This is a genomic window from Nostoc sp. DedSLP03 (assembly GCF_034530815.1).
Lineage (GTDB): Bacteria > Cyanobacteriota > Cyanobacteriia > Cyanobacteriales > Nostocaceae > Nostoc.
In genome coordinates this window covers 39,386-63,705 of record NZ_JAVRCK010000008.1, presented here as the reverse complement: position 1 = coordinate 63,705, position 24,320 = coordinate 39,386, and the positions used below count along the sequence as shown (strand labels likewise).

Annotated in this window: 18 protein-coding genes and 1 pseudogene; 12 read left to right on the top strand and 7 right to left on the bottom strand. The window is 39.5% G+C overall.

From position 1 onward, the window contains the following. Positions 1-262: 262 nt before the first annotated feature. The gene (locus RM368_RS05855; RefSeq protein ID WP_322693190.1) at positions 263-1,873 is read right to left on the bottom strand and encodes an acyl--CoA ligase family protein; all 1,611 of its coding nucleotides are present in this window, start codon (positions 1,871-1,873) and stop codon (positions 263-265) included. Between the two features lie 366 nt (positions 1,874-2,239). Here RM368_RS05855 and RM368_RS05850 point away from each other — a divergent pair, with 366 nt between their 5' ends. From RM368_RS05850 to RM368_RS05840, 3 genes are all read left to right on the top strand, one after another. Continuing rightward, the gene (locus RM368_RS05850) at positions 2,240-3,223 is read left to right on the top strand and encodes a helix-turn-helix domain-containing protein (protein ID WP_322693189.1); all 984 of its coding nucleotides are present in this window, start codon (positions 2,240-2,242) and stop codon (positions 3,221-3,223) included. 355 nt (positions 3,224-3,578) lie between these two features. Continuing rightward, positions 3,579-4,058 (top strand): hypothetical protein, encoded by a 480-nt coding sequence (locus RM368_RS05845; RefSeq protein ID WP_322693188.1) that lies wholly within the window; start codon positions 3,579-3,581, stop codon positions 4,056-4,058. Positions 4,059-4,136: 78 nt separating this feature from the next. Then, a complete protein-coding gene (locus RM368_RS05840; protein WP_322693262.1) occupies positions 4,137-4,517 on the top strand; it encodes a DUF423 domain-containing protein in 381 nt (126 codons plus the stop codon). A gap of 242 nt (positions 4,518-4,759) precedes the next feature. Here RM368_RS05840 and RM368_RS05835 read toward each other — a convergent pair whose 3' ends face one another. Then, on the bottom strand, positions 4,760-5,518 hold the full coding sequence (locus RM368_RS05835) for a DNA polymerase beta superfamily protein (protein WP_322693187.1): 759 nt from the start codon (positions 5,516-5,518) through the stop codon (positions 4,760-4,762). Position 5,519: 1 nt separating this feature from the next. On the opposite strand from RM368_RS05835, the pseudogene RM368_RS05830 reads away from it, so the two are divergent. Continuing rightward, a pseudogene (locus tag RM368_RS05830) lies at positions 5,520-5,609 on the top strand (class II glutamine amidotransferase); the annotation flags it as partial. A 391-nt stretch (positions 5,610-6,000) separates the two neighbouring features. Beyond that, positions 6,001-7,035, top strand: coding sequence for an L-histidine N(alpha)-methyltransferase (gene egtD, locus RM368_RS05825; protein WP_322693186.1), 1,035 nt, complete (start codon positions 6,001-6,003; stop codon positions 7,033-7,035). A 192-nt stretch (positions 7,036-7,227) separates the two neighbouring features. On the opposite strand, the gene RM368_RS05820 is transcribed toward egtD, so the two are convergent. From RM368_RS05820 to RM368_RS05805, 4 genes are all read right to left on the bottom strand, one after another. Beyond that, positions 7,228-7,542, bottom strand: a complete 315-nt coding sequence (locus RM368_RS05820; RefSeq protein ID WP_322693185.1) for a hypothetical protein — start codon at positions 7,540-7,542, stop codon at positions 7,228-7,230. Positions 7,543-8,207: 665 nt separating this feature from the next. Further along, the gene (ilvB, locus tag RM368_RS05815) at positions 8,208-10,103 is read right to left on the bottom strand and encodes a biosynthetic-type acetolactate synthase large subunit (protein ID WP_322693184.1); all 1,896 of its coding nucleotides are present in this window, start codon (positions 10,101-10,103) and stop codon (positions 8,208-8,210) included. Between the two features lie 126 nt (positions 10,104-10,229). Then, positions 10,230-11,492, bottom strand: coding sequence for an MFS transporter (locus tag RM368_RS05810; RefSeq protein WP_322693183.1), 1,263 nt, complete (start codon positions 11,490-11,492; stop codon positions 10,230-10,232). Between the two features lie 142 nt (positions 11,493-11,634). Next, on the bottom strand, positions 11,635-12,207 hold the full coding sequence (locus RM368_RS05805; RefSeq protein WP_322693182.1) for a hypothetical protein: 573 nt from the start codon (positions 12,205-12,207) through the stop codon (positions 11,635-11,637). Between the two features lie 310 nt (positions 12,208-12,517). Between RM368_RS05805 and RM368_RS05800 the strand changes: the two genes are divergently transcribed. The 3 genes from RM368_RS05800 to RM368_RS05790 all read left to right on the top strand — a co-directional run bounded on the left by RM368_RS05800 (position 12,518) and on the right by RM368_RS05790 (position 16,607). Beyond that, positions 12,518-13,075 (top strand): LemA family protein, encoded by a 558-nt coding sequence (locus RM368_RS05800; RefSeq protein WP_322693181.1) that lies wholly within the window; start codon positions 12,518-12,520, stop codon positions 13,073-13,075. 11 nt (positions 13,076-13,086) lie between these two features. After that, the gene (locus tag RM368_RS05795; RefSeq protein WP_322693180.1) at positions 13,087-15,111 is read left to right on the top strand and encodes a DUF3137 domain-containing protein; all 2,025 of its coding nucleotides are present in this window, start codon (positions 13,087-13,089) and stop codon (positions 15,109-15,111) included. A gap of 377 nt (positions 15,112-15,488) precedes the next feature. Continuing rightward, positions 15,489-16,607: a ferrochelatase gene (locus RM368_RS05790; protein ID WP_322693179.1), complete on the top strand. Its 1,119-nt coding sequence runs from the start codon at positions 15,489-15,491 to the stop codon at positions 16,605-16,607. Positions 16,608-16,651: 44 nt separating this feature from the next. Here RM368_RS05790 and RM368_RS05785 read toward each other — a convergent pair whose 3' ends face one another. Beyond that, positions 16,652-17,197, bottom strand: a complete 546-nt coding sequence (locus tag RM368_RS05785; protein ID WP_322693178.1) for an NADPH-dependent FMN reductase — start codon at positions 17,195-17,197, stop codon at positions 16,652-16,654. Positions 17,198-17,592: 395 nt separating this feature from the next. Between RM368_RS05785 and ftsH the strand changes: the two genes are divergently transcribed. The 4 genes from ftsH (at position 17,593) to topA (ending at position 24,311) form a co-directional block, all read left to right on the top strand. Next, positions 17,593-19,482, top strand: a complete 1,890-nt coding sequence (gene ftsH, locus RM368_RS05780; protein WP_322693177.1) for an ATP-dependent zinc metalloprotease FtsH — start codon at positions 17,593-17,595, stop codon at positions 19,480-19,482. 433 nt (positions 19,483-19,915) lie between these two features. Beyond that, positions 19,916-20,836, top strand: a complete 921-nt coding sequence (locus RM368_RS05775) for a DUF928 domain-containing protein (RefSeq protein WP_322693176.1) — start codon at positions 19,916-19,918, stop codon at positions 20,834-20,836. A 387-nt stretch (positions 20,837-21,223) separates the two neighbouring features. Next, a complete protein-coding gene (locus tag RM368_RS05770) occupies positions 21,224-22,105 on the top strand; it encodes an ankyrin repeat domain-containing protein (RefSeq protein ID WP_322693175.1) in 882 nt (293 codons plus the stop codon). A gap of 34 nt (positions 22,106-22,139) precedes the next feature. After that, positions 22,140-24,311, top strand: a complete 2,172-nt coding sequence (gene topA, locus RM368_RS05765) for a type I DNA topoisomerase (RefSeq protein WP_322693174.1) — start codon at positions 22,140-22,142, stop codon at positions 24,309-24,311. Positions 24,312-24,320: the final 9 nt, after the last annotated feature.

Sequence of the window (24,320 nt, the reverse complement as noted above, 5' to 3'; positions counted from 1 at the left end):
ATTAGGTCTTTCCTTTTCTGAAAAATGTTAATCTCTTAAAAATTCTTGATAAAATCGCCTTTGTAGGTCCTAGCTGTCTAATTGGTGTTGGTTACAGGAAAGCTGAAAAAACATCTAGCAACAGCTATCCCAGCGTGAGACTGACTAACTCAATGTAGAACAGACCAGTGCTGTGGAGTCCTTGCCTGATTCGCAACTTCAGCCGCTTATATCCTTCAATAACAATATCAAGTAAACTTGGCAGTGAATTTAGATATCGCAACTAACTGCCATAAATCCTCTTTTCATAACCTATCCATTCTTTTTCTCGTAAAAGATACTTTTGAATTTTACCAGTACTAGTTTTTGGCAGAGTCGTAAATTCAATTGTCGTAGGGCATTTAAAAGCAGCAATTCGATCGCGGCAGAATTGGATTAATTCTTGTGCTGTAACTTGCGCGTTTTCTTTGAGGGTAACAAAAGCTTTTGGCACTTCACCACGCTTGGCATGAGGTACAGCAATGACTGCACATTCTAACACGGCTTCATGGCGGTAAAGACATTGTTCAACTTCAATACTAGAGACATTTTCTCCATTTGTAATGATGATATCTTTCATGCGATCGCGCACCTCAATATAACCGTCAGGGTGCATTACTGCTAAATCACCGCTATGAAACCATCCTCCGCTAAATACCCTTTCAGTTGCTTCTGGGTCATTATAATAGCCTGTCATCACCATATTTCCCCGCATCACCACTTCCCCCATTGTTTCACCGTCCGCCGGGACATCATGCATATTTCGATCTATAACTCGCAAACCATCTGCACCGATATAAGGTACGCCTTGGCGTGCTATAAGTTTTGCTTGTTTTTCAATATTTAAATTATTCCAATCTGATTGATATTCACAAACACTATATGGGCCATAAACTTCTGTTAAACCATAAACGTGAATAATTTTTGCGCCAATTTTAGTAAGTTTTTCAATTAATATTGGTGATGGTGGTGCGCCTGCTGTCGTGATAGTTAGAGGTTTTGCTAATAATTGCGGACAGTCTGGATGATTGAGGAGAGAAATTAAAATTACAGGTGCAGCATTTAAATGAGTTACCCCTTCTTGTTGAATTAACTTCCAGATATTACCAGGGTTAAACTTACGCAAACAAATATGAGTACCACCAATAGCAGTTACCGCCCAAGTAAAACACCAACCATTGCAGTGAAACATCGGCAGAGTCCATAAATAAACCGAGTTAGGTGTTAGTGTTGTTTCAATTATTTCTCCTAAAGAGTTAATATATGCTCCGCGATGAGAATACATTACACCTTTGGGTTTACCAGAAGTTCCACTAGTGTAATTAATAGAAATCGTATCCATTTCATCTGTAATTACCCAAGGCAAAGGAGTAGGATCGCCAGTTTGGATAAATGCTTCATAATCTTCTCCATTTATCGGTTCAAATCCTTGATTATCGCTGATATTGATTATATACTTAACAGTTTTGAGACTATTTTGAATAGGCCGAATTATATTTGCTAACTCTGTATCAATAAAAAGAAATTTAGCACCGCAATCATTTAAAATATAAGCAACTTCTTGGGAAGCCAAACGAGTATTAATAGATACGAGAATTCCACCTATTAAAGGCACAGCAAAATGGGCTTCTAACATGGGTGGAGTATTGAAACAAAAAAAAGCGACGCGATCGCCTTTTTCAAGTCCAGCATGATGCAGTGCTGAGGCTAGACAATTGATCCGCTCTGCAAATTCCCTGTAAGTGAAGCGTTTTTGATTATATATAATAGAAACTTTATGACTATAGACTTTAGCATTACGTTGAATAAAAGTTAGAGGTGTGAGAAAGCTGCGATCAACTGCTTCAGGGTTCATGGCTAATGCTAACAGTAATTATTTACTGCACGAGCATACCATACGGTCATAAACCACTACATGATTTTTACAGTACTTAGTTATTGCGATCGCATTCAATTAGACTAGACTCAGAGTCAGGCTCAGTCTACCTTGAGATTCCGGTTACTTGCAAATGGTACGCACTCAAGGTTTTTTCTCACAGAGATGCCAGTATCATTTTTACGTTCGTGACTGCATTTATTATGGGTTTGTTCCAGTGGTGACGATCGATTAAAAAATTTAAATTATACAATTAATATCCGGAAAACCAAGGTGAAGTTAGGAAAAATAGTGAAGATATGATTGTAAATTTCTTTGATTAAGTTAATATAAAAGGTTTTCACAATGGTTACTACTCCTGTACACTATTTGCAAATTCTGGGCAATCCAAAAATTGAAATTTCTCAAGATGAGTTGCGATCGCTTTTAGGAGAAATAGAAGTGCAACTGCATCGTAGCCGAGTTTATCGACGTGCTTTAGCGATTGTGCAGAAGTTAATAGGTTCAGAAACAGATCGAGCTCAAGATTTATTAAAAGCCGTAGGTAGAGAAGCGATCGGTTTAGCATTTCGACAATTTGCCCAACAAGATCAAAAAGTTGAAACAGCTACAGATACGAAGCAAGCCACGGAAACAGTCAATTCTTCATCAGAGATACAGCAGGAGTATTGCACTCAACAGGAGCAATCCTCTAAAAATGCAGCAGAAAACTCGCTGTGGAAAAAACCACTGCAATTGCTGAATCATCAGAGAATTTCTCAAGCAGAACTTGCCTTGCAAGCAGACCAACAACGTATGGTGTGCCTACGTCAAATCGGGCAACAACTCCAAAAAACCCGTCAGTCTAAAGGGCTTTATTTGGACCACATCCAGCTTTCCACTCATATCCGAACTGAACTGATAGATGCATTAGAAAACGGTAACTCGAAAGAATTGCCAGATGACATTTTTGTACGTGGATTTATACGACGTTATGGAGATGCTTTAGGACTTAATGGTGTTGCTTTAGCTGCTTCTTTGCCTGTACAAGCAGCTATACCAGTAACTCAGCCTCTTTCGTACCAATCTAAAAAAGGAATGGGATTGGAAATTCGTCCGACGCATTTATATGTAGGTTATACAGCTCTTCTTGCTGGTGCAATGGGAGGATTAGCTTTGATGTCCCAGCAACAAGCAAATACCAATATATCAACTGAGCAAGATAGCTCTTCTTCTGTTTTACAATCGTTAAAACAACAATCCCCTACTGTTAAACCGGGGATTAAATCTATTAATAATACTGGTGTGACTGTCGGATCTGATATTTCCCCACCAGAAGGATCGTATTAAGGAACTGTACCACAATCCAATTACATCTTAATGCCGTCCTCGCCACTCCATTCCAATCATGAGTGGTGAGTATAGTCTACGTAGGCAAAAAATATTGTGTAAAAGCTAAAAAACTGTAACTGGGAGTTAATTGATCTGACTTTTCACGGTATCTGAAAAACCTCTCTCTAAATCTCTCTCCTAAAAGGAGAGAGACTTTGAATTTTTCCCCTTCTTGCGTCGGAAAGGAAGTTAGGGGGTTAGGTTTTTGGTAGACTTTTCCACATAACGTGAAAAGTCAGGTTAATTGATATATTGGAACCTTTATGAAAGTCAGGTTAAAATCGCAAGCAAAGTGTAAATCTGAAGTGAAACTATGAAAACTGCTGAAAAATTAGCTGCCGGTTGGCTACTGACACTCGGATTCATGTTTGTAACTCTATCAGCAACAGCGGCACTAGAAAAATTCGCTACACCTAAAGCCATCCCAATACCGGCGGGTGAGTATGACTTTAACGCACCCAATGCCCCTTATGAAGATAATAATGCTGCTGTTGGTGGTCTAATTTTTGGTGTCCCTACCCTAACACTGGGCACGTGGTTAGCATTGGGATTGTACCGTCAAAGTCGGCAGGAGAAAAAGGCAATTAATCAACAAGTTAGCGATCGCCTGCAATCGATTTTTTATGAGATGCTACAAGAAAATCACGGGCGCGTAACTGTTTTAGGCTTTGCCATCCAGTCACAATTACCCGCAGCCCACGCCAGACAATATTTAGATGAAAAAGCTAAAGAATTCAATGCAAATTTTAAGGTAAACGAAGAAGGGGCTGTATCATATCATTTTGATGTCTAATTGTCATTAGTCCTTTGTCATTTGTTATTTACTAATGACCAATGACCAATGACGATCTTTAACTTACGGCTAGGTCTAATGACGCAGATTTTTTTGAGCGTAGCTGCCATTTTAGGCGGTTTGTCGGTTGCTGCTGGTGCTTTTGCTTCCCATGCCCTGCGGGAAAAGATTAGTGAGCGATCGCTAGAAATTTTTGAGACTGGCGCTCGTTACCAAATGTATCATGCTCTGGCACTTTTTCTAGTAGCAATACTAATTAGTCGTACTGAGTTGCCTCAACCCACACTCGTAGCTAGTGGATGGCTATTTATCATTGGCATTGCTATTTTCTCAGGTAGCTTGTACGCCCTTAGCTTAACCGGTATTAAATCCTTGGGAGCGATCGCACCACTAGGCGGCACAGCCTTTCTCGCAGGTTGGGGTGTTTTAGCTTTTGCTGCTTGGAATTTGAAATTGTAAAAAAGTTAGGAGTTAGGAGTTTTTAACTCTTAACTTCATTTTTTAGAGACTCATTTATCTTGTCTTTACAGTATATTTTCAACAAAAATATTTCCAAAAAGTAAAATTGGTCAATTGATAAATCATAATTTTAACAAGGTGCATACAAATAAATTAATCCCGTTACCTATAAATAACGCATAATTTTTAATTTCTAAATTTATTTTTTTTTAAAAGGCTAGTAGTGAGGAGTTCAAAGGTTATTATTTATAGCTCTTTGTTCTCAGGCGTATTAACAAATTATCCAAATCTGCATTAGCTGAAGGTGCTTCAGGTAATGAGCTAGATTGATATGCATCTTGTAACTCATTATGCAGACGTTCGTATTCTCTTTGATAAAAAGCTACATTAGCATCTGATAAAATAGACTTTTCTGTATCTGTTAATTTTTGGGAGATCAAATCAGAAACATAGGGTAAATTAAAAACCTCATTTAGCTTAACTAAATTAGACTCAACTACTCCTGTTTGCATCAGATAAATCCCAGTTAATAGAACTCGGTAAACATAAAGTAATGGTTTAATTCGATGTGTATGTTCTTTCTCAAAAAGTTTCCATTGTGTTGCGGCAAAACCAATATAATGGTAGCTATGATGACGGGTAATACAATTTTTAGCAATAATTTTCAATTCCTCATGCTCAGGTGAGGTTATTAATATTAAAGGAGAATACAATTGTTCCAACACATAACCATTCTTTTTAAGTAGCATCAAAAAGAATTTTTTGACATCATGAGTTACCAGATCAATTTCTAAAGATTCGCGAACTTCTGAAACTTCAATAGTTTCATTTCTAGTCTGTAATCCCACTACTTCTTGAACTGGTAAAATATGCACACCACGCAAGTCATAATCAGAATCTAGTGAGGGAAAGCCATATAAGTGGGAACCACTAATGATGGCGAATAAAAACGGGTAAGGCTGTTGCCTAATAATTGTGTTAAGAGAAGTTGGAATATTCATAATGTGCCGTTTACTTGCTTACCTCGGTTCGCCTATTTATTTAGAACATATTCTATATAAACCAGAACACTCACTCATCGTCCAGAGTTTCATTAGTGTGGGAGCAGACTGTGAGATTCAAATTGAGTAAATTTAGTGTGAAAGAGGCTATTTCTCCAGCTTCCGATGAATATCGCTCGAAAACTTTTGCGCTATTCCAGGATATGACGAAGCCACATTCTTTAGTCAACCTCATTCTGACACGATCTGCTATTTGCTGGTACTTGGGAGATATTGCTGATATCAAAATCTTTATCGCTGCGAGAACATAGTACTTAAGCACTTACTTGCTACTATTTTAATGAGAAAATGCTGAGAAATAGCTTGAAAGCTTGAGCTATATTGCTCAAACATGATTTTATTAACTATGGCTATGTGTTTCACTGATTGGAGTAAAGGTCTGCTATCAAAGTAACCTATTACGCCAAGCAAACGGAGGTTTCATGTCGATATCTAAAGCTGTTAACAGCAAGGTTACTTCTCAAAGCAGCGTTGAAAAACGCTTACAGATAGAGCGTTTGATAGGAGCGACTCAAATAGTTGCACCTAGTGCTGGGAGTGATGTAGTGAAGGGATTAACTCAAACACCTAAATCTTTACCCCCTTGTTACTTTTATGATGACCGTGGTTCCGATCTGTTTGAGCAAATCTGTGATTTACCAGAATATTATCTTACACGCACAGAAACAACGATTTTACAACAGTATGCTGGTGAAATTGCCAAGATAACTGGCGTTTGTGAATTGGTAGAACTTGGCAGTGGTAGTTCTAGTAAAACCCGCATTTTACTAGATGCCTATCAGCAACTAGGCTATCCTCTGCATTACCTACCAATTGATGTGAGTGCAGGTATGTTGGAAAATAGTGCCAAGCAGTTATTGGGAGATTATCCTTTACTCCAAGTTTATGCACTAGCGGGAACCTATGAATTAGCCCTTGCAAAACTCCTACCGACGCAATTACCCAGTCGGATGATTTGTTTTATTGGTAGCAGCTTAGGTAATCTTACCACCGATGAGTGTGATGTGTTTTTCTCTCAAATTACCAATGCTCTACAAGTAGGTGAGTATTTTTTATTGGGGATAGATTTACGAAAGCCAAAAGAGATTTTGGAACCAGCTTATAACGACAGCCAGGGAGTAACAGCTGCATTTAACCTCAATATGCTAGAACATTTAAATCAACGGTTTGAGGGTAACTTTGACACCACCCAGTTTGAACACCGAGCATTTTACAATGAAAGCGAGCATCAAATAGAAATGCATTTACGCAGCTTGCGATCGCAAATTGTAGAATTACGCGCTCTTAATCTTAAGGTTAATTTTGCACAAGGTGAGACTATCCTCACCGAAATTTCCCGCAAATTTGACCTTGATCTTATCAAAGAGCAACTAACTGCACAAGGTTTACTACCTCTTCATGTGTGGAGAGATCCAAATCAATGGTTTGGCTTAATCCTCTGTCAGCTGCAAGCATAAAGCAAATCAGAGTATGCCTCATATATATAGTGGTTCTCAGTGAGTCCAATATATAGCTAACAAAAACAGCCCTTCCCTACAAGCATTAGAGAGTAACAATTCAAAGCCTCTCTCCTTTAAGGAGAGAGGTCAAAATATATGAATGCAAATTTTAATCGACCCAAGCAAGTAAACTAAATGTTTAATCGCTAATTATTGCTGCATCGAAGGTGTAGGAAAAATTCTGCTGAATATAGGAACCCGTGGACGAGGTTTATTTGCTGTTATATTGGTATTAGTAGCAGAAGAGTTATTAGTTACCTCAGAAAGAAGAGATGGTTTGCTATTAGTAGAATTGGTAAAATCACTTAATTGGGTAGCCGAAGGTGAACTTGAAGATATGGAAGTAACATTCTTAAGATTTTGATTGTTGGTTTTTACCGGAGTTTGAGCTTGAGATGGAGTAACAAGGAAAGTTGAACTTGTTCCTAATACCAGTACGAGCAAATGAGAAATATATTGTTGCATAGGGATTGAGATTGATTATATGCGTTGAGAAGTATTCAAAGCTTAAAGAAGTTGTGTTTGTTCTCAGTTAGAAATAAAACTGCAATTTTTCCATAGAGTCATAACGCTGTTGTCCAATAAACTTGAACACAGCGATTTCAAATGAACAGACTATTAATGCTTAGTACATTAATTCGCTAACAACAATCTACTTTTCTCAATCAATAGGAAGCTCAACTCTCTTTTATAAAAGAAAGAGAGCAGTTATTTTAAGACTACTGAATCTGTCTGAAAAAAGTTAGCAAATAGATACACCTGGAATAATTGACGTTTTTTAATCAACTAAGCCAGCACAACTTTTAATATTGTATTTATATTTAACTTTTTAATAAAAGAGGAATGTTACTGAATTTTAAAAAAAAACTGATTTATCTAAAATCAACTCTCACTCGCATATTTAACTAACTAAAGCAAAAAGTATATGAATTTTTAATAAAACTAAGTTTGATAAAGTAGTTTTCAGAACGCTTTGCTGCAATTAAAACAGAAATATAAATAACATCATTAGGAAGATTAAGGGATGCCTACGTAAGAGGAAAGGGGGCAAGAATTAGGGAAATTACAGCATCTTGCTTCCCTTCTCCTTGCTCCCCTATCTCTCTAATCTGAATTATTATCAAAAAGCTTTACAGCTTGGTGCCACACTCAGCGCAAAAATTGTGAGTGGGAGCGTTTTTGGCATTGCAATGACTACAATACACTGGCTCGGCTGCCGCTTTCGGTGGTTGCTTCTGTAAGCCGACCATTTGAGCGTTGCTTTTACCAGGAGCTACCATTGGATAGCAGTTTTCGTCTCTGGTGACGTGGACATTTAAGATTACTGGCCCTTTGTGTGCCAGCATTTCGGCGATCGCATCTTTTAATTGACTGCGATCGCTAATTACCATGCCCTTGATGCCATAAGCTTTTGCCAATAACTCTACGTCTGGCATCCCTATTTCCATGTCGGAGCATGAGTAGCGTTCACCATAGAAAGCTTGCTGCCACTGGCGCACCATCCCTTGCCAGCCGTTGTTGATAATTATTGTCTTGACATTTATGCCATACTGTGCAGCCGTTCCTAGTTCCTGCAAACACATTTGGAAACTAGCATCACCGCTAATACAGATGACTTCTTCATCAGGAAACGCCACTTTCGCGCCAATTGCCGCAGGTAAGCCAAAACCCATAGTTCCCAAACCAGCGCTAGAAATCCAACGCCTTGGGCCATTCTTCAGGAATTGTGCTGCCCACATTTGATGTTGTCCGACATCTGTGGTGTAGAAAGCTTGGGGTGCTTGGTTATTGACTTCTACAATTACTTCTTGGGGTGAAATGCTGTCGGGATGCTGCGGCACTACCAGAGGATACTCATCGCGCCAACGGTTAACTAGATTTAGCCACTCTTGGTTTTGATTTGGTGTAGCCTTAATCCCTGCTTCTTTGCAGCGACGCAACAAGTCTATCAACACATTCCGTACATCGCCGACGATGGGCACTTCGGGAATACGGTTTTTGCCGACTTCTGCGGGATCGATGTCGATATGAATTACTTTGGCGCGGGAAGCGAATTCGTCTAACTTACCTGTAACGCGATCGTCAAATCTAGCGCCGACGCAAATCAGCAAGTCACAATCACTAACAGCGAAGTTAGCGTAAGCAGTGCCGTGCATTCCCAACATTCCCAAAGCGAGGGGATGATGTTCGTCAAAGGCACCGATCCCCATTAAGGTTGTGGTGACAGGGATATCGAATAATTCAGCTAGTTGTTTGATTTCTTCATGGGCACCAGCTGCGATCGCACCACCACCCACATACAATAGCGGACGGCGACTTTCAGTAATCAACTGAATCGCGGCATGAATTTGTCGCGGATTTCCCTTCACCGTGGGACGATAACCGCGTAACTTGACTGAACCTGGTTTTACAGGTACATAGTCAAATTCTTCTAAAGCGACATCTTTGGGGACATCAATTAAAACTGGCCCCGGACGCCCAGTGCTAGCGATGTGGAATGCTTCGGCGACAATTCGCGCCATATCTTTGGGATCGCGCACCACATAGGAGTGCTTGACGATTGGGAGGGTAATCCCGTAAATATCAGTTTCCTGAAACGCATCTGTACCAATCGACGGACGTGCTACCTGTCCCGTGACTACAATCATCGGGATTGAATCCATGTAGGCGGTGGCGATGCCTGTCACCAAGTTAGTTGCTCCTGGGCCAGAAGTACCAAAGCATACTCCTACTTTGCCTGTAGCACGGGCATAACCATCAGCAGCGTGGGCTGCGCCTTGCTCGTGTCTCACGAGAATGTGCTTCATAGCACCAGTTGCTTCCACCTTATATAGGTCATCGTAAATTGGGAGAATTGCCCCACCAGGATAACCAAAAATATAATCAACGCCGTGGCGATGAAGGCTGTCAAGCAGAGCAAAACCGCCAGATGCACGTTTGGGCACGACTGGCGGACTAGAAGCACGAGACTGTTTGTGATTCTCGATTTGTGGGAGACTAATTGGGGAAAGCGATCGCACGGTCAAACCTCAGACTATAGCTAAAGTTAATGCTGAATTCTGTAGTTAAGATTTCATTTTAATGGAAAAGTCCAATTAAATTCTGAGAATTTTATATATTAGATATAAAGCTAGATTATTAGCCTACATTAATTAAATTACGTCTTGCAAGACATTGCGGGTATTTTTCCAAGCCCAAACACCGACAACCACGACAACAATACTGATTCCTACTAGTACAAATCGCAAGCCCAGAGCATCAGTTAATGGCCCAGTAATCGCCAGAGGTAATGCCAGAGCAATGTTGACGGCATGATTTTGAAAGCCAAATACTTTACCGTGCATGGTCGGTGGTGTTTGCTGTTGAATTAAAGTTTGCATGGGGACACCAATTAAAGCAGCACCTATACCCAAAAATGCACAGAGTCCTAGCGCCAGCAACAAGTTGTGCGTAAAAGTGAACACTCCTAAAACTAGTGCCATCATCAAAAATCCAATTAAAGGTAGAGGCTTGCGATGCAATTTATCACCCCAGTGACCTAAAATTGCCGCACCAAAGACCATACCTACGCCTGCTGCTGCCAAGAAAAAGCCAAACTGTTTTTCTTTTAGACCAAACTCCTCGGCTAATCGAATCGTCAGCACTGTTAAGGCTGCAAACACACAATATAAAGTTGTCAGTTGCAGCATAGCGTTCAAGATCAAAGGGTTTTTCTTAAGATAGCGGAGGCTCTCTGTGAATTCAGCCCAAAGGTGATTTGATGCCCGATGTTCCCGGTGAGGTTTGTCTTCTTTAAACTTAATTGGCTGCATAATTGCAGCCGATAATATGTATAATCCACCAACTACAAGCTCTTGACCGTATTCTTCTCCCATCCAGCTTTTCGCCAAACTCAAAATCGGCTCTCCAATGGCAAAACCAACAATTAAAGCTCCCATCATCGTGCTGCTAAACAGCGCATTAGCTGCCAACAAATTTTCTCGCTTCACTAACAAGGGAATTGCTGCTTGCTCGGCTGGTGCAAAAAACTGCGTCACCGTGGAAATAGCAAAAGTCAGGATTAACAAAATCAGGAATTGTCGTGGTAACAAGGGAAGACACAGCGTTAATATTCCTCGCACGACATCTGAGCCGACCATAATCAGCTTTTTTGGCAAACGGTCAACAAAGATGCCACCAGCAGAGCCGAACAAAATTGCTGGGATTGTAAAGGACAGCATCAAGGTTGAGTACATTGAGTTTTGTGCCAACCCAGGAAGCGGTGGGTAGTTCTCCAGCAGAGCAATCAGCAAAACGAAGAAGACCTTATCTGCTAATTGGGACAGAAGTTGCCCAATCCACAGAAGCATAAAACCACGGTTTTTTAGCAGTGCGCTAAACCCGTTATTAACAGCAGCCGGTTCAGTTGGAAACATTAGATACTTTGGGTAGATGGGGTATGGGGTATGGGGCATGGGGCATGGGGCATGGGGCAGAGGGTAGAATAAACGCTAACTCCTCACTCCTAACTCCTAACTCCTCACTTTTAACTCCTGTTTACTTACTTCATTGTCCGGATTAATTTGCTTCATAGTGCTTTAACAGCATAAGCAAAAATTCACTTGCTGTCAGACGACCTTTGGGTGGAATAATCTCGATGGATGAATCTACCCACCAGCCTTGTACAGTTTGGGGAGATTTCCAGATGGACAAATGATCGACTGCTGGTTCTGCATAAAAGTTATTTTGCCCACTACCAAGTAAATATGAACTCCAATGAGTGAAATAATCATGACTTATCCGATGAATCGGGAAATTTCCCTGTAGTGGTACTCCCCATCCATCTATAGCAATAAACGTTTTCACACGACCACCCAAGAGTTGCCACAAATGTGCTGCCCCTATTGCCCCAACTACGCCAGCACTAAAGCTAATGAATATGATTGGTGATTTTAATGAGTTAGTCAAGCAATCGCGCAAAAACTGCAAAATGTGCAATGGTGATAAAACCAAAACATCTTTACCCGGATAAACCAGTATATTTGTGGGGTTGTGTGCGATCGCGCCATTAGAAACCATATCTAATAATTCGATTTTAAAGCTTTCAGTTAAATCTGGCTCATGAATTCCAGGGCAAATAATTATACTCATCTGTCTATTCTGATTGGACGTTGGAAGATAAATTTTTGTGCATACACGGTCTGATGTATATAGTACTAGCAGCTTTTAGTATTAATAACTTAAATCTGCTATGTGGCAATCCTAAATCATTCGTGAAAAGTTAGATTCCCAACTTCTCAAAAAAGTATGGCATCTAGACAACACTAATTTTAATAAAATAAATATCTCCTTATTTTTACTGAGCAAATATAGCTGCTTCACATATTTTTTAGAGAAAATACTATTCTAAGATAATCTTAAATTAAGTTATAAATAATATTAAAATAACTATATCAATTAAATGTTGACTGCTGTAATTATTTTTATAATTCTATCGTTGATTATATTTATTGCTTTATACAATAGCTTGATTTATAAAAAGAATCAAGTTGATAATGCATTTTCTGGTGTTGATGTAATTCTGCAAAAAAGAAGTGATTTGATCCCTAGACTTGTTACTTTAGCTCAAATATATATGCAATTTGAGCAAAAAACATTGATAGAAATTAGCAGGCTCAGAAGTACTATCACTTCAAAAAACTTAAGCAATAATAGCCGAGTTGCCGTAGAAGACCAAATTTCGAGAATGTTAAACAAAATTATCGTAGCAGTAGAAGCATATCCCGAATTAAAAGCAAACGATCATTTTATCCAACTACAATATTCGTTGAGTGAAGTAGAAGAACAACTTTCCGCCGCTAGAAGATTTTATAACTCTGCCGTAACTGAATATAATAATGCTGTAGAAATGTTTCCGACAAACATTATAGCTTGGTGGATGAAATATCAATTAAAATTGCAGTTTCGAGCTAATTTACAAGCAAAAAGTAACGTAATTATTGAAATAAATCATAAATAAATTTAAAAATCATGTCAAAATCAAATTCTGCACAAAATCACCAATTATTACACGGAATAAGTAAACTATTAGAATATAAAAAGTACAACTTAGCACTTCAGGAATTGGAAAACTTTTTTCAAAAAAATACAGAATCCAATACAAAAGAATATTTATATGCACAAGTATTGCTCTTAGACGCCTACCTCTATAATGGACACTTTGATAAAGCAATTAACTTATGCCAAGAATTGAGCAATAGTAAACATCAAACAACTCAGATATTAGCACAGTACTATCTTGCCGAAATATTTCCAGAAGCTAAATCTACAGAACAAAAATCATTACTAAATTCACCTAAAAGTTCACTTACTCCTGCACAAGCGACTGAACTTTTAAACACTGGATATGAAGCTATTACGAAAAAATGCTATCCAGAAGCAATTCAAGCACTAATTTATTTTTTTCAAGCTGCTTCTCCAGATACAAAAGAATATTTAAAAGCACATAAGTTGCTGATAAAAGCATATCAAGGGAATGGGCAAATTAATCATGCGATCGCTCTTTGTCAGCAACTCCTGATTAATGAACACGAACCAACAAGAAAATGGGCAAGGCAACTTTTATTTACAGACTTATTTACAGATAATATTATTGATATTGATGTGTCTGCGACTCTACTAAACCCCACCGAATCACAAGTTAAGTTACAACCACCAAGCGAAAACTTGCCAGAAGAACCCGAACCAGCTATTGAAAAATTTACACCAAAAACATTAAAGGAATTCAAAGTATTTTGTCAGGAAAATCTCTTGAGTGAATTAAAAGTATTTGAATCTCGGAGAAAACAAGTTTTATTATCTATTGTTATTGCTCATTTACTTTTTTTATCTTTGGGAATTGCACTACTCATATTTTTCCCAGTTATCTCTTCTAATATCGAGGTTTCTAATGGAAATACTTTGTTTTTTCAAATTGGGTTTTTGAAAATATTAATACCATTTACTTTTATTATTTTATTCTTTAATTATTTAGTAGTTGTTATGTTAATTACTTGGTTTTGGATCTTGTTTTATACTAGTGCATTTGAAACATTCTCTACAGGCTTTCAATCAAAAATAAAAACAATAATATTTACTTTTATAAATCAAAATAAAAACCTAAAATATGTAACTTTTTCTTCACAAAAACAGGCAAAAAATAGTCTACATTCTTTTCAGCATAGTCAACTATTTAAAGGACTTATCATACCGAACAAAATTGTACAAGATGATTATATTTATGGCAAAGTCAATGGTGTTGATATCTGCTTATCGAATATTTGTGCGGAATTAGAACTAAAGCATTCTTGGACAAATACTTTAGATATTACATTTTTGATGAGTTTAAAAAAGGAAAAAATAATTAATCATGAGTCTCCCATACAATTTATAATTTCAATTATCCGTATTTTTTACTTTTTTACTTTTTTCTTACCGTTTACATTTTATATTTGTTTTTTAATTTTTCGACTAATTAAATTAGTTCCATATATATTTAATAATATTTTACGCGGCAAGGCTGTAGAATATAAAAAAATCGAAGCTGAAATTTTTAGAAATGAAGTCACTCGTACAAGTTTAATATTTAAAGGATTATTCTTTAAAGCTAAATTTAACAAAAATCTGCGGACTGTTACAATTGTTCAACCAAAAGCTATCAACGCTAATATTCATGCTCTCAATCATGCTAAGAAACAGGTAATTAAATTAGAAGACCCAGAATTTGCTAAACTCTTCACTGTTTATGGTGATGACCAAATAGAAGCACGCTATGTCTTATCTACTAATTTAATGGATAAAATAGTTACCTTTCGCAAGAAAACCAATAGAAATATTTATATTTCCTTTGTAGATGACATGATATACATAGCTATTGAAGAAGCAGTAGAAAATAATATAATTGACCCTAATTTATATAAAAGTGTATTAAGCTTTGCTCCTTTAAGAGAATATTTTGAAACTCTCAACTTGATGTTGGGCATTGTTGAAGATTTAAATCTTGATAGACATATTTGAGACAAAGCTGCACCATATTAATTTCACTGAGCAGCTTTTCAGCATCTTCATAGCTTTCGTTATTCCAGCGATATAGCTATTTTCAATTGAATGAGGTACGCAGATAGACCTAACCCCCTTCCCGACGCGGGAAGGGGGAAGTAATTTAAAGCCTCTCTCCTTTTAGGAGAGAGGTTTGGAGAGAGGTCAAAAGTACAGTTTTGATTCAATTTCCCATACCCAATGCCGTACAAAAGTCTTACTTTTGATGTATTATTTGAATTTTATCACCTATCCTATCCCCCTGGATGGGATAATAAGTTACAAGTAGGGAAAATGTGCAAACTGTTCCCTAACGTTATATTTCTCTGCACTCTGGTTATATTGAGGAATTAATTGTGGTTGCCACGCCGGAAAAAGTACAACACACCCACGAGCATCTATCAGGTAAAGACCGTGTAGCCGTATTGCTTATGGGCTACGGCGAAGTCGAAAGCTACGAAGATTTCGCCAACTATAACGAACAGGCTTTAAATCTACTGACAGCAAAATTCGCACCAGTACCAACCTGGATTTATCCGCCTCTGGCAAAGCTTTTGGCTCTATTTGACCGCCATGAGTGGGGACACACACACCACGATTTTATTTCCCCACACAATGCCATCTTTGAACAGCAACGGGCTGGAATTGAGAAGAATTTACAAGAAAAATGGGGCGATAAGGTTCAAGTTTTCAAGGCTTTCAACTTCTGCGCTCCTTTTCTACCCAATCAAGTCTTGGCAGAAATCAAAAACCAAGGCTTCGAGAAGCTGCTGATTTACCCACTGCTGGTTGTTGATTCTATCTTTACTAGTGGGATTGCGATCGAGCAAGTTAACAATGCTCTGGTTGAGTTGACTGATGGTGAGGAACACTGGGTTAAAGCACAGCGCTACATTCCTTCTTTCTTCAACGAACCAGCTTACATCGATTTAATGGCTCATCTGGTTGAAGAGAAAATTGCTGAGTTAGCTGGAGCTTATTTACCTTCTCAAATCGGTATTGTGTTAATGAATCACGGCTGTCCCCATAAAGCTAAAGGCTTTACCTCTGGGATTGCCGAAAGTGAAGCAATGTACGACTTGGTTCGGGATAAATTGATTAACCGCTATCCGTTAATCTCGGTGGGTTGGCTCAATCATGACACACCCCTAATTGATTGGACGCAGCCAAATGCTGAGCAAGCTGCAAATAACCTGATTCAATTGGGTGCGAAAGTAGTGATATTTATGCCAATTGGCTTTGCTACAGAAAACCACGAAACTCTATTGGATGTACACCATATCATCCATGCTTTAGAGAAACAGCATCCTGGTACGAACTACGTGCAAATGGCTTGCGTCAACGATCGCCCAGAATTTTTGGCAATGGCGGCGCAATGGGCTGATGCTCATATAGCAAAGTTGTTGTCAGAGCAACCTTTAGCAGTTAATTCCCAACTAGCTGGCGATCTCCATCATCACCATCATCATCATTAAGTTTTGAGTTTACGAGGGTGGGCAAAGCTAGACCCACCCTAAAATTAATTTACGCCCCGCAGCTTGCGAGTGTTATCAACTAAACTCTGAGCAAATTGATCGAATCTTTGAGAGAGCTTCTCATCTACGAGTTTGCCTTCAGGACTGAAAGCACCCCAAGCTTGTCCGATCGCAATTTGTTCGGGAATCACCCAACCGTGAACCCAACGGATAATTAGCCGTAGGTCATTTAGAGCGTTGCTATTAGACTGACCACCCAAGACACTAATCAATCCCGTCACTTTATCAGACAGTTGGTCAAAACTCATCAAATCTAAGGCATTTTTCAGGACACCACTAACGCCACCATGATACTCAGGTGTCGCTAAAATTAACCCATCAGCCTGACTAACTGTTTCTTGCAACCTTTGAACATCTGGATACTCTGGATACTCCTTTGCGCCAGTGCAAAATGGTAGCTGCAACTGCCGTAAATCAAGAATTTCTACTTCTGCGCCTACAGCTTCAACCCTTTGCGCTGCGACTTCTAAAGCAAGCTGGGTATAAGAGTTAGGTCTTAAACTACCACCAATGCCAATAATTTTCACCATAATTAACCCACAAACTATTAACTAGCTACTATCGTCAGATTTCTTAAAAAACGGAATCGTTATGACTATGTTTATCTTAGCGATTTGTGCCGAAATGTGTCAAATTAATATCTACTGGAGATTGAAGAAGCAGGGGAGCAGGGGAGAAGTAGGAGGAAGTTTTCCCCTATCTGCGCACCTTTGCCTCTTGTACCCAATGTCTAGTCTTAACAACTGCATAAATCTAGATAGCGATCGCTCAACTTTATGTAATAGCCTGAAGAAACTTGGGAATGCTTTTATGTGGAAGTTAGACTAGATAAGAAAAGTGTAATTTCCAGTTATTACAATTTTTGATAGAAGAATAGGCATAAAACCAGCGCTTAACTTGTGCCAGCAGACAAAGGGTAATTATTATGACAAATTCGGGAAAAAAAGCATTGATAAAAAGGCAGTCCTCAAAGCGCGTTGCTTGGGTTAGTGCAATTGCTGCTAGTTTGATTATGTTGCCAGGAATTTTCGGAAGTACTCCTGTCATGGCACAAAAAGCAGAAACCACCTCGCTAAATTATGGTGATTTGATCAAGAAAGTGAAGGCGGGAGAAGTCGAGAAAGTAGAGCTTGACGAAACCGAACAGCTAGCAAAGGTTTATCTCAAGGGGCAAAAAGATAATACACCACCCCAACAAGTGAGACTTTTGGCGCAAAACACAGAGTTAGTCAACATTCTCAAAGATAAAAATGTGGATTTTGGCGAAGTTTCCTCTGCTAACAGTCGAGCTGCTGTTGGACTGTTGATCAACTTGATGTGGATTTTGCCACTGGTGGCTTTAATGCTATTGTTCCTCCGGCGCTCTACTAATGCTTCTAGCCAAGCGATGAATTTCGGCAAATCCAAAGCTCGCTTCCAAATGGAGGCAAAAACTGGAGTTAAATTTGAAGATGTCGCCGGGGTTGAAGAAGCAAAAGAAGAACTCGAAGAAGTTGTGACTTTTCTGAAACAGCCAGAAAGATTTACTGCTGTGGGCGCACGGATTCCCAAAGGAGTGCTTTTAATTGGCCCTCCTGGTACTGGTAAAACTTTACTAGCAAAAGCGATCGCAGGTGAAGCCGGTGTGCCATTCTTCAGTATTTCCGGTTCAGAATTTGTGGAAATGTTTGTAGGTGTGGGTGCATCTCGCGTGCGCGACCTTTTCAAGAAAGCCAAAGATAATGCCCCTTGTCTAATATTTATCGATGAAATTGACGCAGTAGGCAGACAACGGGGTGCTGGGATCGGTGGTGGTAACGACGAGCGCGAACAAACCCTCAACCAACTGCTCACCGAAATGGATGGTTTTGAAGGTAACACAGGTATTATTATTATTGCTGCCACAAACCGCCCAGATGTTTTAGATACAGCATTACTCAGACCGGGACGCTTTGACAGACAAGTGATGGTCGATCCACCCGATCTCAAAGGGCGACTAGAAATTTTGCAAGTCCACGCGCGGAATAAGAAAATCGATCCTAGCGTATCATTAGAAGCGATCGCTCGCCGCACTCCTGGTTTTACTGGCGCAGATTTAGCTAACTTACTCAACGAAGCCGCCATTCTCACCGCTAGAAGACGTAAAGAAGCCGTCACTCTTTTAGAAATTGATGCTGCTGTAGACCGAGTTGTTGCAGGTATGGAAGGTACCGCCTTAGTAGACAGCAAGAGCAAGCGCTTGATTGCCTATCATGAAGTTGGACACGCTTTAGTAGGCACATTGCTCAAAGACCACGATCCTGTGCAGAAAGTTACATTGATTCCACGGGGACAAGCACTGGGATTAACTTGGTTTACTCCTAACGAAGAACAGGGGTTAATTTCCCGTTCCCAACTCAAATCGAGGATTACTGCTACTTTGGGTGGTCGCGCCGCCGAGGAAATTGTTTTTGGGAAGCCAGAAGTGACCACAGGTGCAAGTAATGACTTGCAACACGTAACAGGAATGGCGCGGCAGATGGTGACACGCTTCGGGATGTCAGAATTAGGCCCATTGTCACTAGAAAATCAGAGTGGAGAGGTATTTCTAGGACGCGACTGGATGAATAAATCAGACTATTCTGAAGAAATTGCTGCCAAAATTGATTCACAAGTGCGCGAAATTGTTAGCAATTCCTACATTAAGGCCAAGGAACTTTTGCAAGAAAACCGCGTAGTTTTAGAGCGTTTAGTAGATTTGCTAGCAGAACAGGAAACAATTGAAGGTGATGTATTCCGCAAAATTGTTACCGATCATGTTCAGGTAGCTGATGAACAACTGGCTGTACCTCATTAAAAATATGAGTGGGGAATAATGTAGAGACGTAACACTGCTACCTCTCTACAAGGGTTCTGGATAACGCATCTTTAATTTCACTCCTATGTCTATTAAGGAATAGGCAAAAGCTAATAGTCCATCAACTTCAGGCTACTGAAAATCCAAAGGTTAAGATTCCCAACTTCTAAAAAAAGTTGGGAATTTTGTTGTAAAAAAATTACAATACTACTTCAGCGTTCCGAGAAAGTAGCACATTTAACAATTCAAAATTCAAAATTCAAAATTCAAAATTCAAAATATTTTTAGTTGGGGATTTAAACCCAGACTCAAAATATGCTACGTGTATGGTTGGGGTCTTAAACCCTTGAATGTGCAATAAAGTCTTGTCACTGTAAAGCTTAGGCTATTGTATTATATATACCCAAATAATGTATTACAAGTTAACATAAACATGATGAAATATAGATTTTGGGCAAGTTATCTGCTTGCTGCTTTAGCATTTCTCCCCTTCGAGTCTGTAAGCACTACTCAAGTTTTGGCAACATCAGTTTACCAACTGGCACAAGCAAAATCTGCTTACACTCAATATATGCAGCTTGGTTATAATGAAACCAAACGAAGAAATTATAGAAAAGCTTTATTGAATTTTCAGCAAGCAGAACGGCTACGTCCTGGAGATAGATATGCTACTGCTGCAATTAGAAATGTTACAGGTTATATTCAACGCGGTAACAGTAGAAATCGGATCGCCTTTGTCCCAGGTAGACCTGGTAGGGTAAGGTCGGCAGGAACACGGGGAAGTTGCTTTCAAACTGGACAATATCTTATTCCCTTGACACCAACAGATAAGGAAGCTCAACGAACCACAGCAGAACGTCCGACATTCTTTTTCTACATTCCTCAAACCTCGACAACAGTGCAAGCACTAGAATTTGTTTTGCGGGATGGTGATAGCATTGACCCATTATATAAAGGAACTTTCAAACCTGTTGGGCAGAATGGTATTGTTAGCGTAAATGTACCTGTCGATCGGCCATCTCTACAAATCGGCAAAGAATATAATTGGACTTTTTCGATGATTTGTGATATGAATAACCGCGATAAAGATTCTTATGTAGAAGGTACAATTGTGCGATCGCAAGATGAAAACCTATCTCTTCAGCTAAACCAACCAAACACAGACTTAGATCGGGCAGTTTTATTTGCCACAGCCGGATTTTGGGAAGATGCTCTGAGAACTTTAGCTAATTTGCGCCGCCAGCGTCCTAACGATCCCGAAGTTCAGAAATATTGGGAAGATTTGTTGAATTCAGTAGACATAAAAGATGTTGTAAACAAGCCTTTATTGCCCTGTTGTACTGCTCAGAAATAAATTAATAATTACTTAAAAACCCGGTTTTCATAGAGAAGTTGGGTTTTTTACTCTTTAATTTAAGATTAAGCGATCGCAAATACTTATGGCGTGGACGGTATCAATTTTCGCTAATTACTGCTGTAAGTAAAGCTGTAGAGAGAACAGGAAGTGCGATCGCTAGGCTGCTTTTTTGGGTGAGATTGTCGCAGGTTACAATAACAAATAACTACAATTGATAAATTTTTCTGATAGTGATTTAGCGATAGCAATCGCAAAAGCTTCAATGAGTGCTTTCAGTAAAGGTGTTATACTACTGATTGCTAATCTTGTTGAGCGACTATATCTTCTGAAAGATATAAACATAATATGCAGATGCAGGGTACATCAAATAATAAGCAAAAAATTTTGCTTGAAGAGGCACTTAAAACTGCGCTTAACAAAGGTGATATAAGCGTTTTAAAACAATTGATTCAGAATGGAATTAACATCAATATCCGACTTGATGACGAGCAGACTTCTCTCATGGAAGCAGTACGTGCAGGAGATATTAATATTGTTCGTATCCTTGTTGAAGCTGGAGCAGATGTTAACGCTCAAGATAACAGTGGACTTTCGGCTTTATGGAAAGCTGCTCACTGGGGACTAGAGGAAATTTTTGATTATCTTACACCTCTAACTTCCCTAGACTTAAGGCAGGAAGCTCAAGAGATACTGCCTAAAGGTTTGGTATATCGTCAAAGAGCAGATGATAATTTTACAGAAGATTTCATAGCATCAGCTGCAATCGGAGATAGCAATGCAGTTGAAGCTGCCATCAGGGAAGGAGTAAATGTCAACGCTATTAGTAGTAATGAAACTCCAGCCCTTGTAGCATCAGCTTTCTGGGGTCATATACCTGTAGTTAAGTTATTGCTGAAGCATGGAGCTAATGTAAACTGCAAAAAAGAAGATGAGCAAAAAACTCCATTAATTGCAGCAGCGGAGGGAACGAGCCTTGCACGATATGCAAAATTTACCTTGGTTACAACAGATGAAAATCAGATTACTGTAATTAAACTTTTACTTGAAGTGGGTGCAGATGTTAATGCAAAAACAAATGAAGGTAGAAATGCACTCATGGTAGCTGCTAATGTTGGTAGTATAAACGCTGTTCAATCATTAATTGAAGGTGGCGCAAATATTGATGCCAAGGATAACAGGGGAGATACAGCTTTAAGTTTTGCAAAACTAGCAGGACATACAGATATTGTTCAACTTCTGCTAATAGCAGGAGCAAAAGAAGGTTGAAATATCAACATAGAACATAGAGAACGCAGTTGCTATGATCAAACGCCTACTTGTAGTAGAGTCTCCAGGAAAAGTCAAAAAACTCAGTCAAATTCTGGGTGCAGATTGGAAAGTTCTCGCAAGTTGTGGTCATATCCGAGAACTCAGCAATGAAGGAGACGATTCCTTGGGCTTCGTCATGGATGGCAATAATGTCCGATGCAACTACATCCCGCGTGACCAACGAGCGAAAGAAACAATCCAGAAGCTCAAGTCTGCGGTGAAGCAGGTTGATGAAGTTGTCTTAGCAACTGACCCAGACCGGGAAGGCGAAACAATCGCTTGGCATCTCAAAGAAACGCTGGGTTTAAGGGAACCAAAACGAGTAATTTATACTGAGATTACAGCATCAGCGGTACAGAGTGCGATCGCTAATCCCAGAAAGCTAGACCAAAATTTAATCGGTGCTGGGTTGTGCCGAGATTGCCTAGATAAGTTGGTAGGTTATAAAGGTAGTCCTTTAGTTTGGGCATTGAATAACGGTGCTAAGAGTGTTGGCAGAGTCCAAAGCGCCACATTGCACCTGATTTGTCAGCGAGAAAACGAAATCTTGACTTTTGTCCCCCAAGATTACTGGAGTGTCTGGGTAGATTATGCGGAAGGATTTCGGGCTTTTTACAAAGGTACGGTCGATTCTGCAAAAGATGCAGCAGAACAAGAAACTGAAACTCATGATGATGCGAAAGTGGGTAATAGTCCAGAAACACCAGAATCCAAACGTGTTCTTTCCGAAGCAGAGGCGACACGTTTAGTAGAAGAAGCACAGCGACATCCTCATCAGGTGATTCATTTTGAAGGAAAAATCGTTAACCGCCAGCCACCTCCACCTTTTACAACTTCCAGCCTTCAGCAAGCAGCCGGTTCAAAGCTGAGGTTTGCTCCTGATAAAACTATGGTTGTTGCCCAAAAGCTGTATGAAGCAGGGCTGATCACATATATGCGAACAGACTCAGTAATGCTGAGTCCAGAATTTTGTGCCAGCGCCCGTAAATGGTTAGAGCAAAACGATCCGCCGAATGTACCGCCGCAAGTCGCCAAGCATCGCAGTAGCAAATCGGCTCAAGAAGCACATGAAGCGATTCGTCCCACCGATGTATTTCGTCCCTCAGTTCAGTTGCGTTTAGAACTTCCTGATGATGAGTTTAATTTGTATGTGATGATTTGGAAACGCTCAATTGCTTCTCAGTGTCGTGCTGCCCAATTGCGTAAAACTTTGGTGATTACTCAGTCTGGTTCCCTACTGTGGTCAGCTAGAGGACAAGTGATTGAATTTTATGGTTATGCTCGGTACTGGAACAATCTCAGCAAGGATAGTGTTTTACCTTCACTACAACAGGGACAAGCATTGAAACTAGAGAATGCTGGACATGAAAAGAAGCAGACGCAGCCACCACCCCGTTATAGCGAACCAAAATTGGTGCAATTGATGGAACGTAAAGGAATTGGTCGCCCAAGTACTTATGCTCCTACTGTTGCTACTTTAAAAAAACGAAATTATGTGGAGTTGAAAAAAGACCATCTGCAACCGACAGCGTTAGGGTTAGAAGTTGATGCATTTTTGCTCAAAGCACTGCCGGATTTACTAGAGGCAGAATTCACAGCGAAAATGGAAGATGCCCTTGATGCCATTTCTGAAGGAAAGAATTCTTGGCAGCATTATTTAACTAGTTGGAATCAGAATTACTTTATACCAGCGCTTTCCAAAGCTAAAACTGTAGTTGCGAGTTACCCAAGAGGTAAAGCTAATGTGATAACTGAGTGCAAATATGAAACTTCCAAAACGCGATGCCCTGAATGCAAAAATTTTCTCGCCAAAATTCCGAGTACTAAGGTCAAAAAGAAATATTTCCTCAAATGCACAAAAGGCTGTGAAAATGTCGTGCTATTTTGGAGCGATTTTAACAAAACTTGGCAGCCACCACAAGCAAAAACAGTCCAAGCTGAAAATCAACAAAAGCCTCCCGTGAAAATGACGGAATACCCCTGCCCAGTATGTAAGAAACCTCTAGAGGAGTACAGTTATATCAAAGAGGGGCAGAGTAAGACAATGTTGCGATGTTCTAACCCACAATCCCGTAAGGATACCAAACATAAAGATGTGGCTTATTTCAGTACGCAAAAAGGGTGGTGGAGTCCTAAATTTGGGGAGTTAGGAATTAAAAGTTAGGAGTTTTGA

What these genes read in the sequence shown, in the direction of transcription:
- RM368_RS05810 (WP_322693183.1), bottom strand. Translation starts at nt 11,492, where the DNA reads ATGTTTCCAACTGAACCGGCTGCTGTTAATAACGGGTTTAGCGCACTG.
- RM368_RS05805 (WP_322693182.1), bottom strand. Translation starts at nt 12,207, where the DNA reads ATGAGTATAATTATTTGCCCTGGAATTCATGAGCCAGATTTAACTGAA.
- egtD (WP_322693186.1), top strand. Translation starts at nt 6,001, where the DNA reads ATGTCGATATCTAAAGCTGTTAACAGCAAGGTTACTTCTCAAAGCAGC.
- RM368_RS05775 (WP_322693176.1), top strand. Translation starts at nt 19,916, where the DNA reads ATGATGAAATATAGATTTTGGGCAAGTTATCTGCTTGCTGCTTTAGCA.
- RM368_RS05850 (WP_322693189.1), top strand. Translation starts at nt 2,240, where the DNA reads ATGGTTACTACTCCTGTACACTATTTGCAAATTCTGGGCAATCCAAAA.
- RM368_RS05855 (WP_322693190.1), bottom strand. Translation starts at nt 1,873, where the DNA reads ATGAACCCTGAAGCAGTTGATCGCAGCTTTCTCACACCTCTAACTTTT.
- RM368_RS05835 (WP_322693187.1), bottom strand. Translation starts at nt 5,518, where the DNA reads ATGAATATTCCAACTTCTCTTAACACAATTATTAGGCAACAGCCTTAC.
- RM368_RS05840 (WP_322693262.1), top strand. Translation starts at nt 4,137, where the DNA reads ATGACGCAGATTTTTTTGAGCGTAGCTGCCATTTTAGGCGGTTTGTCG.
- RM368_RS05820 (WP_322693185.1), bottom strand. Translation starts at nt 7,542, where the DNA reads ATGCAACAATATATTTCTCATTTGCTCGTACTGGTATTAGGAACAAGT.
- RM368_RS05845 (WP_322693188.1), top strand. Translation starts at nt 3,579, where the DNA reads ATGAAAACTGCTGAAAAATTAGCTGCCGGTTGGCTACTGACACTCGGA.
- RM368_RS05785 (WP_322693178.1), bottom strand. Translation starts at nt 17,197, where the DNA reads ATGGTGAAAATTATTGGCATTGGTGGTAGTTTAAGACCTAACTCTTAT.
- RM368_RS05800 (WP_322693181.1), top strand. Translation starts at nt 12,518, where the DNA reads ATGTTGACTGCTGTAATTATTTTTATAATTCTATCGTTGATTATATTT.
- RM368_RS05795 (WP_322693180.1), top strand. Translation starts at nt 13,087, where the DNA reads ATGTCAAAATCAAATTCTGCACAAAATCACCAATTATTACACGGAATA.
- topA (WP_322693174.1), top strand. Translation starts at nt 22,140, where the DNA reads ATGATCAAACGCCTACTTGTAGTAGAGTCTCCAGGAAAAGTCAAAAAA.
- ftsH (WP_322693177.1), top strand. Translation starts at nt 17,593, where the DNA reads ATGACAAATTCGGGAAAAAAAGCATTGATAAAAAGGCAGTCCTCAAAG.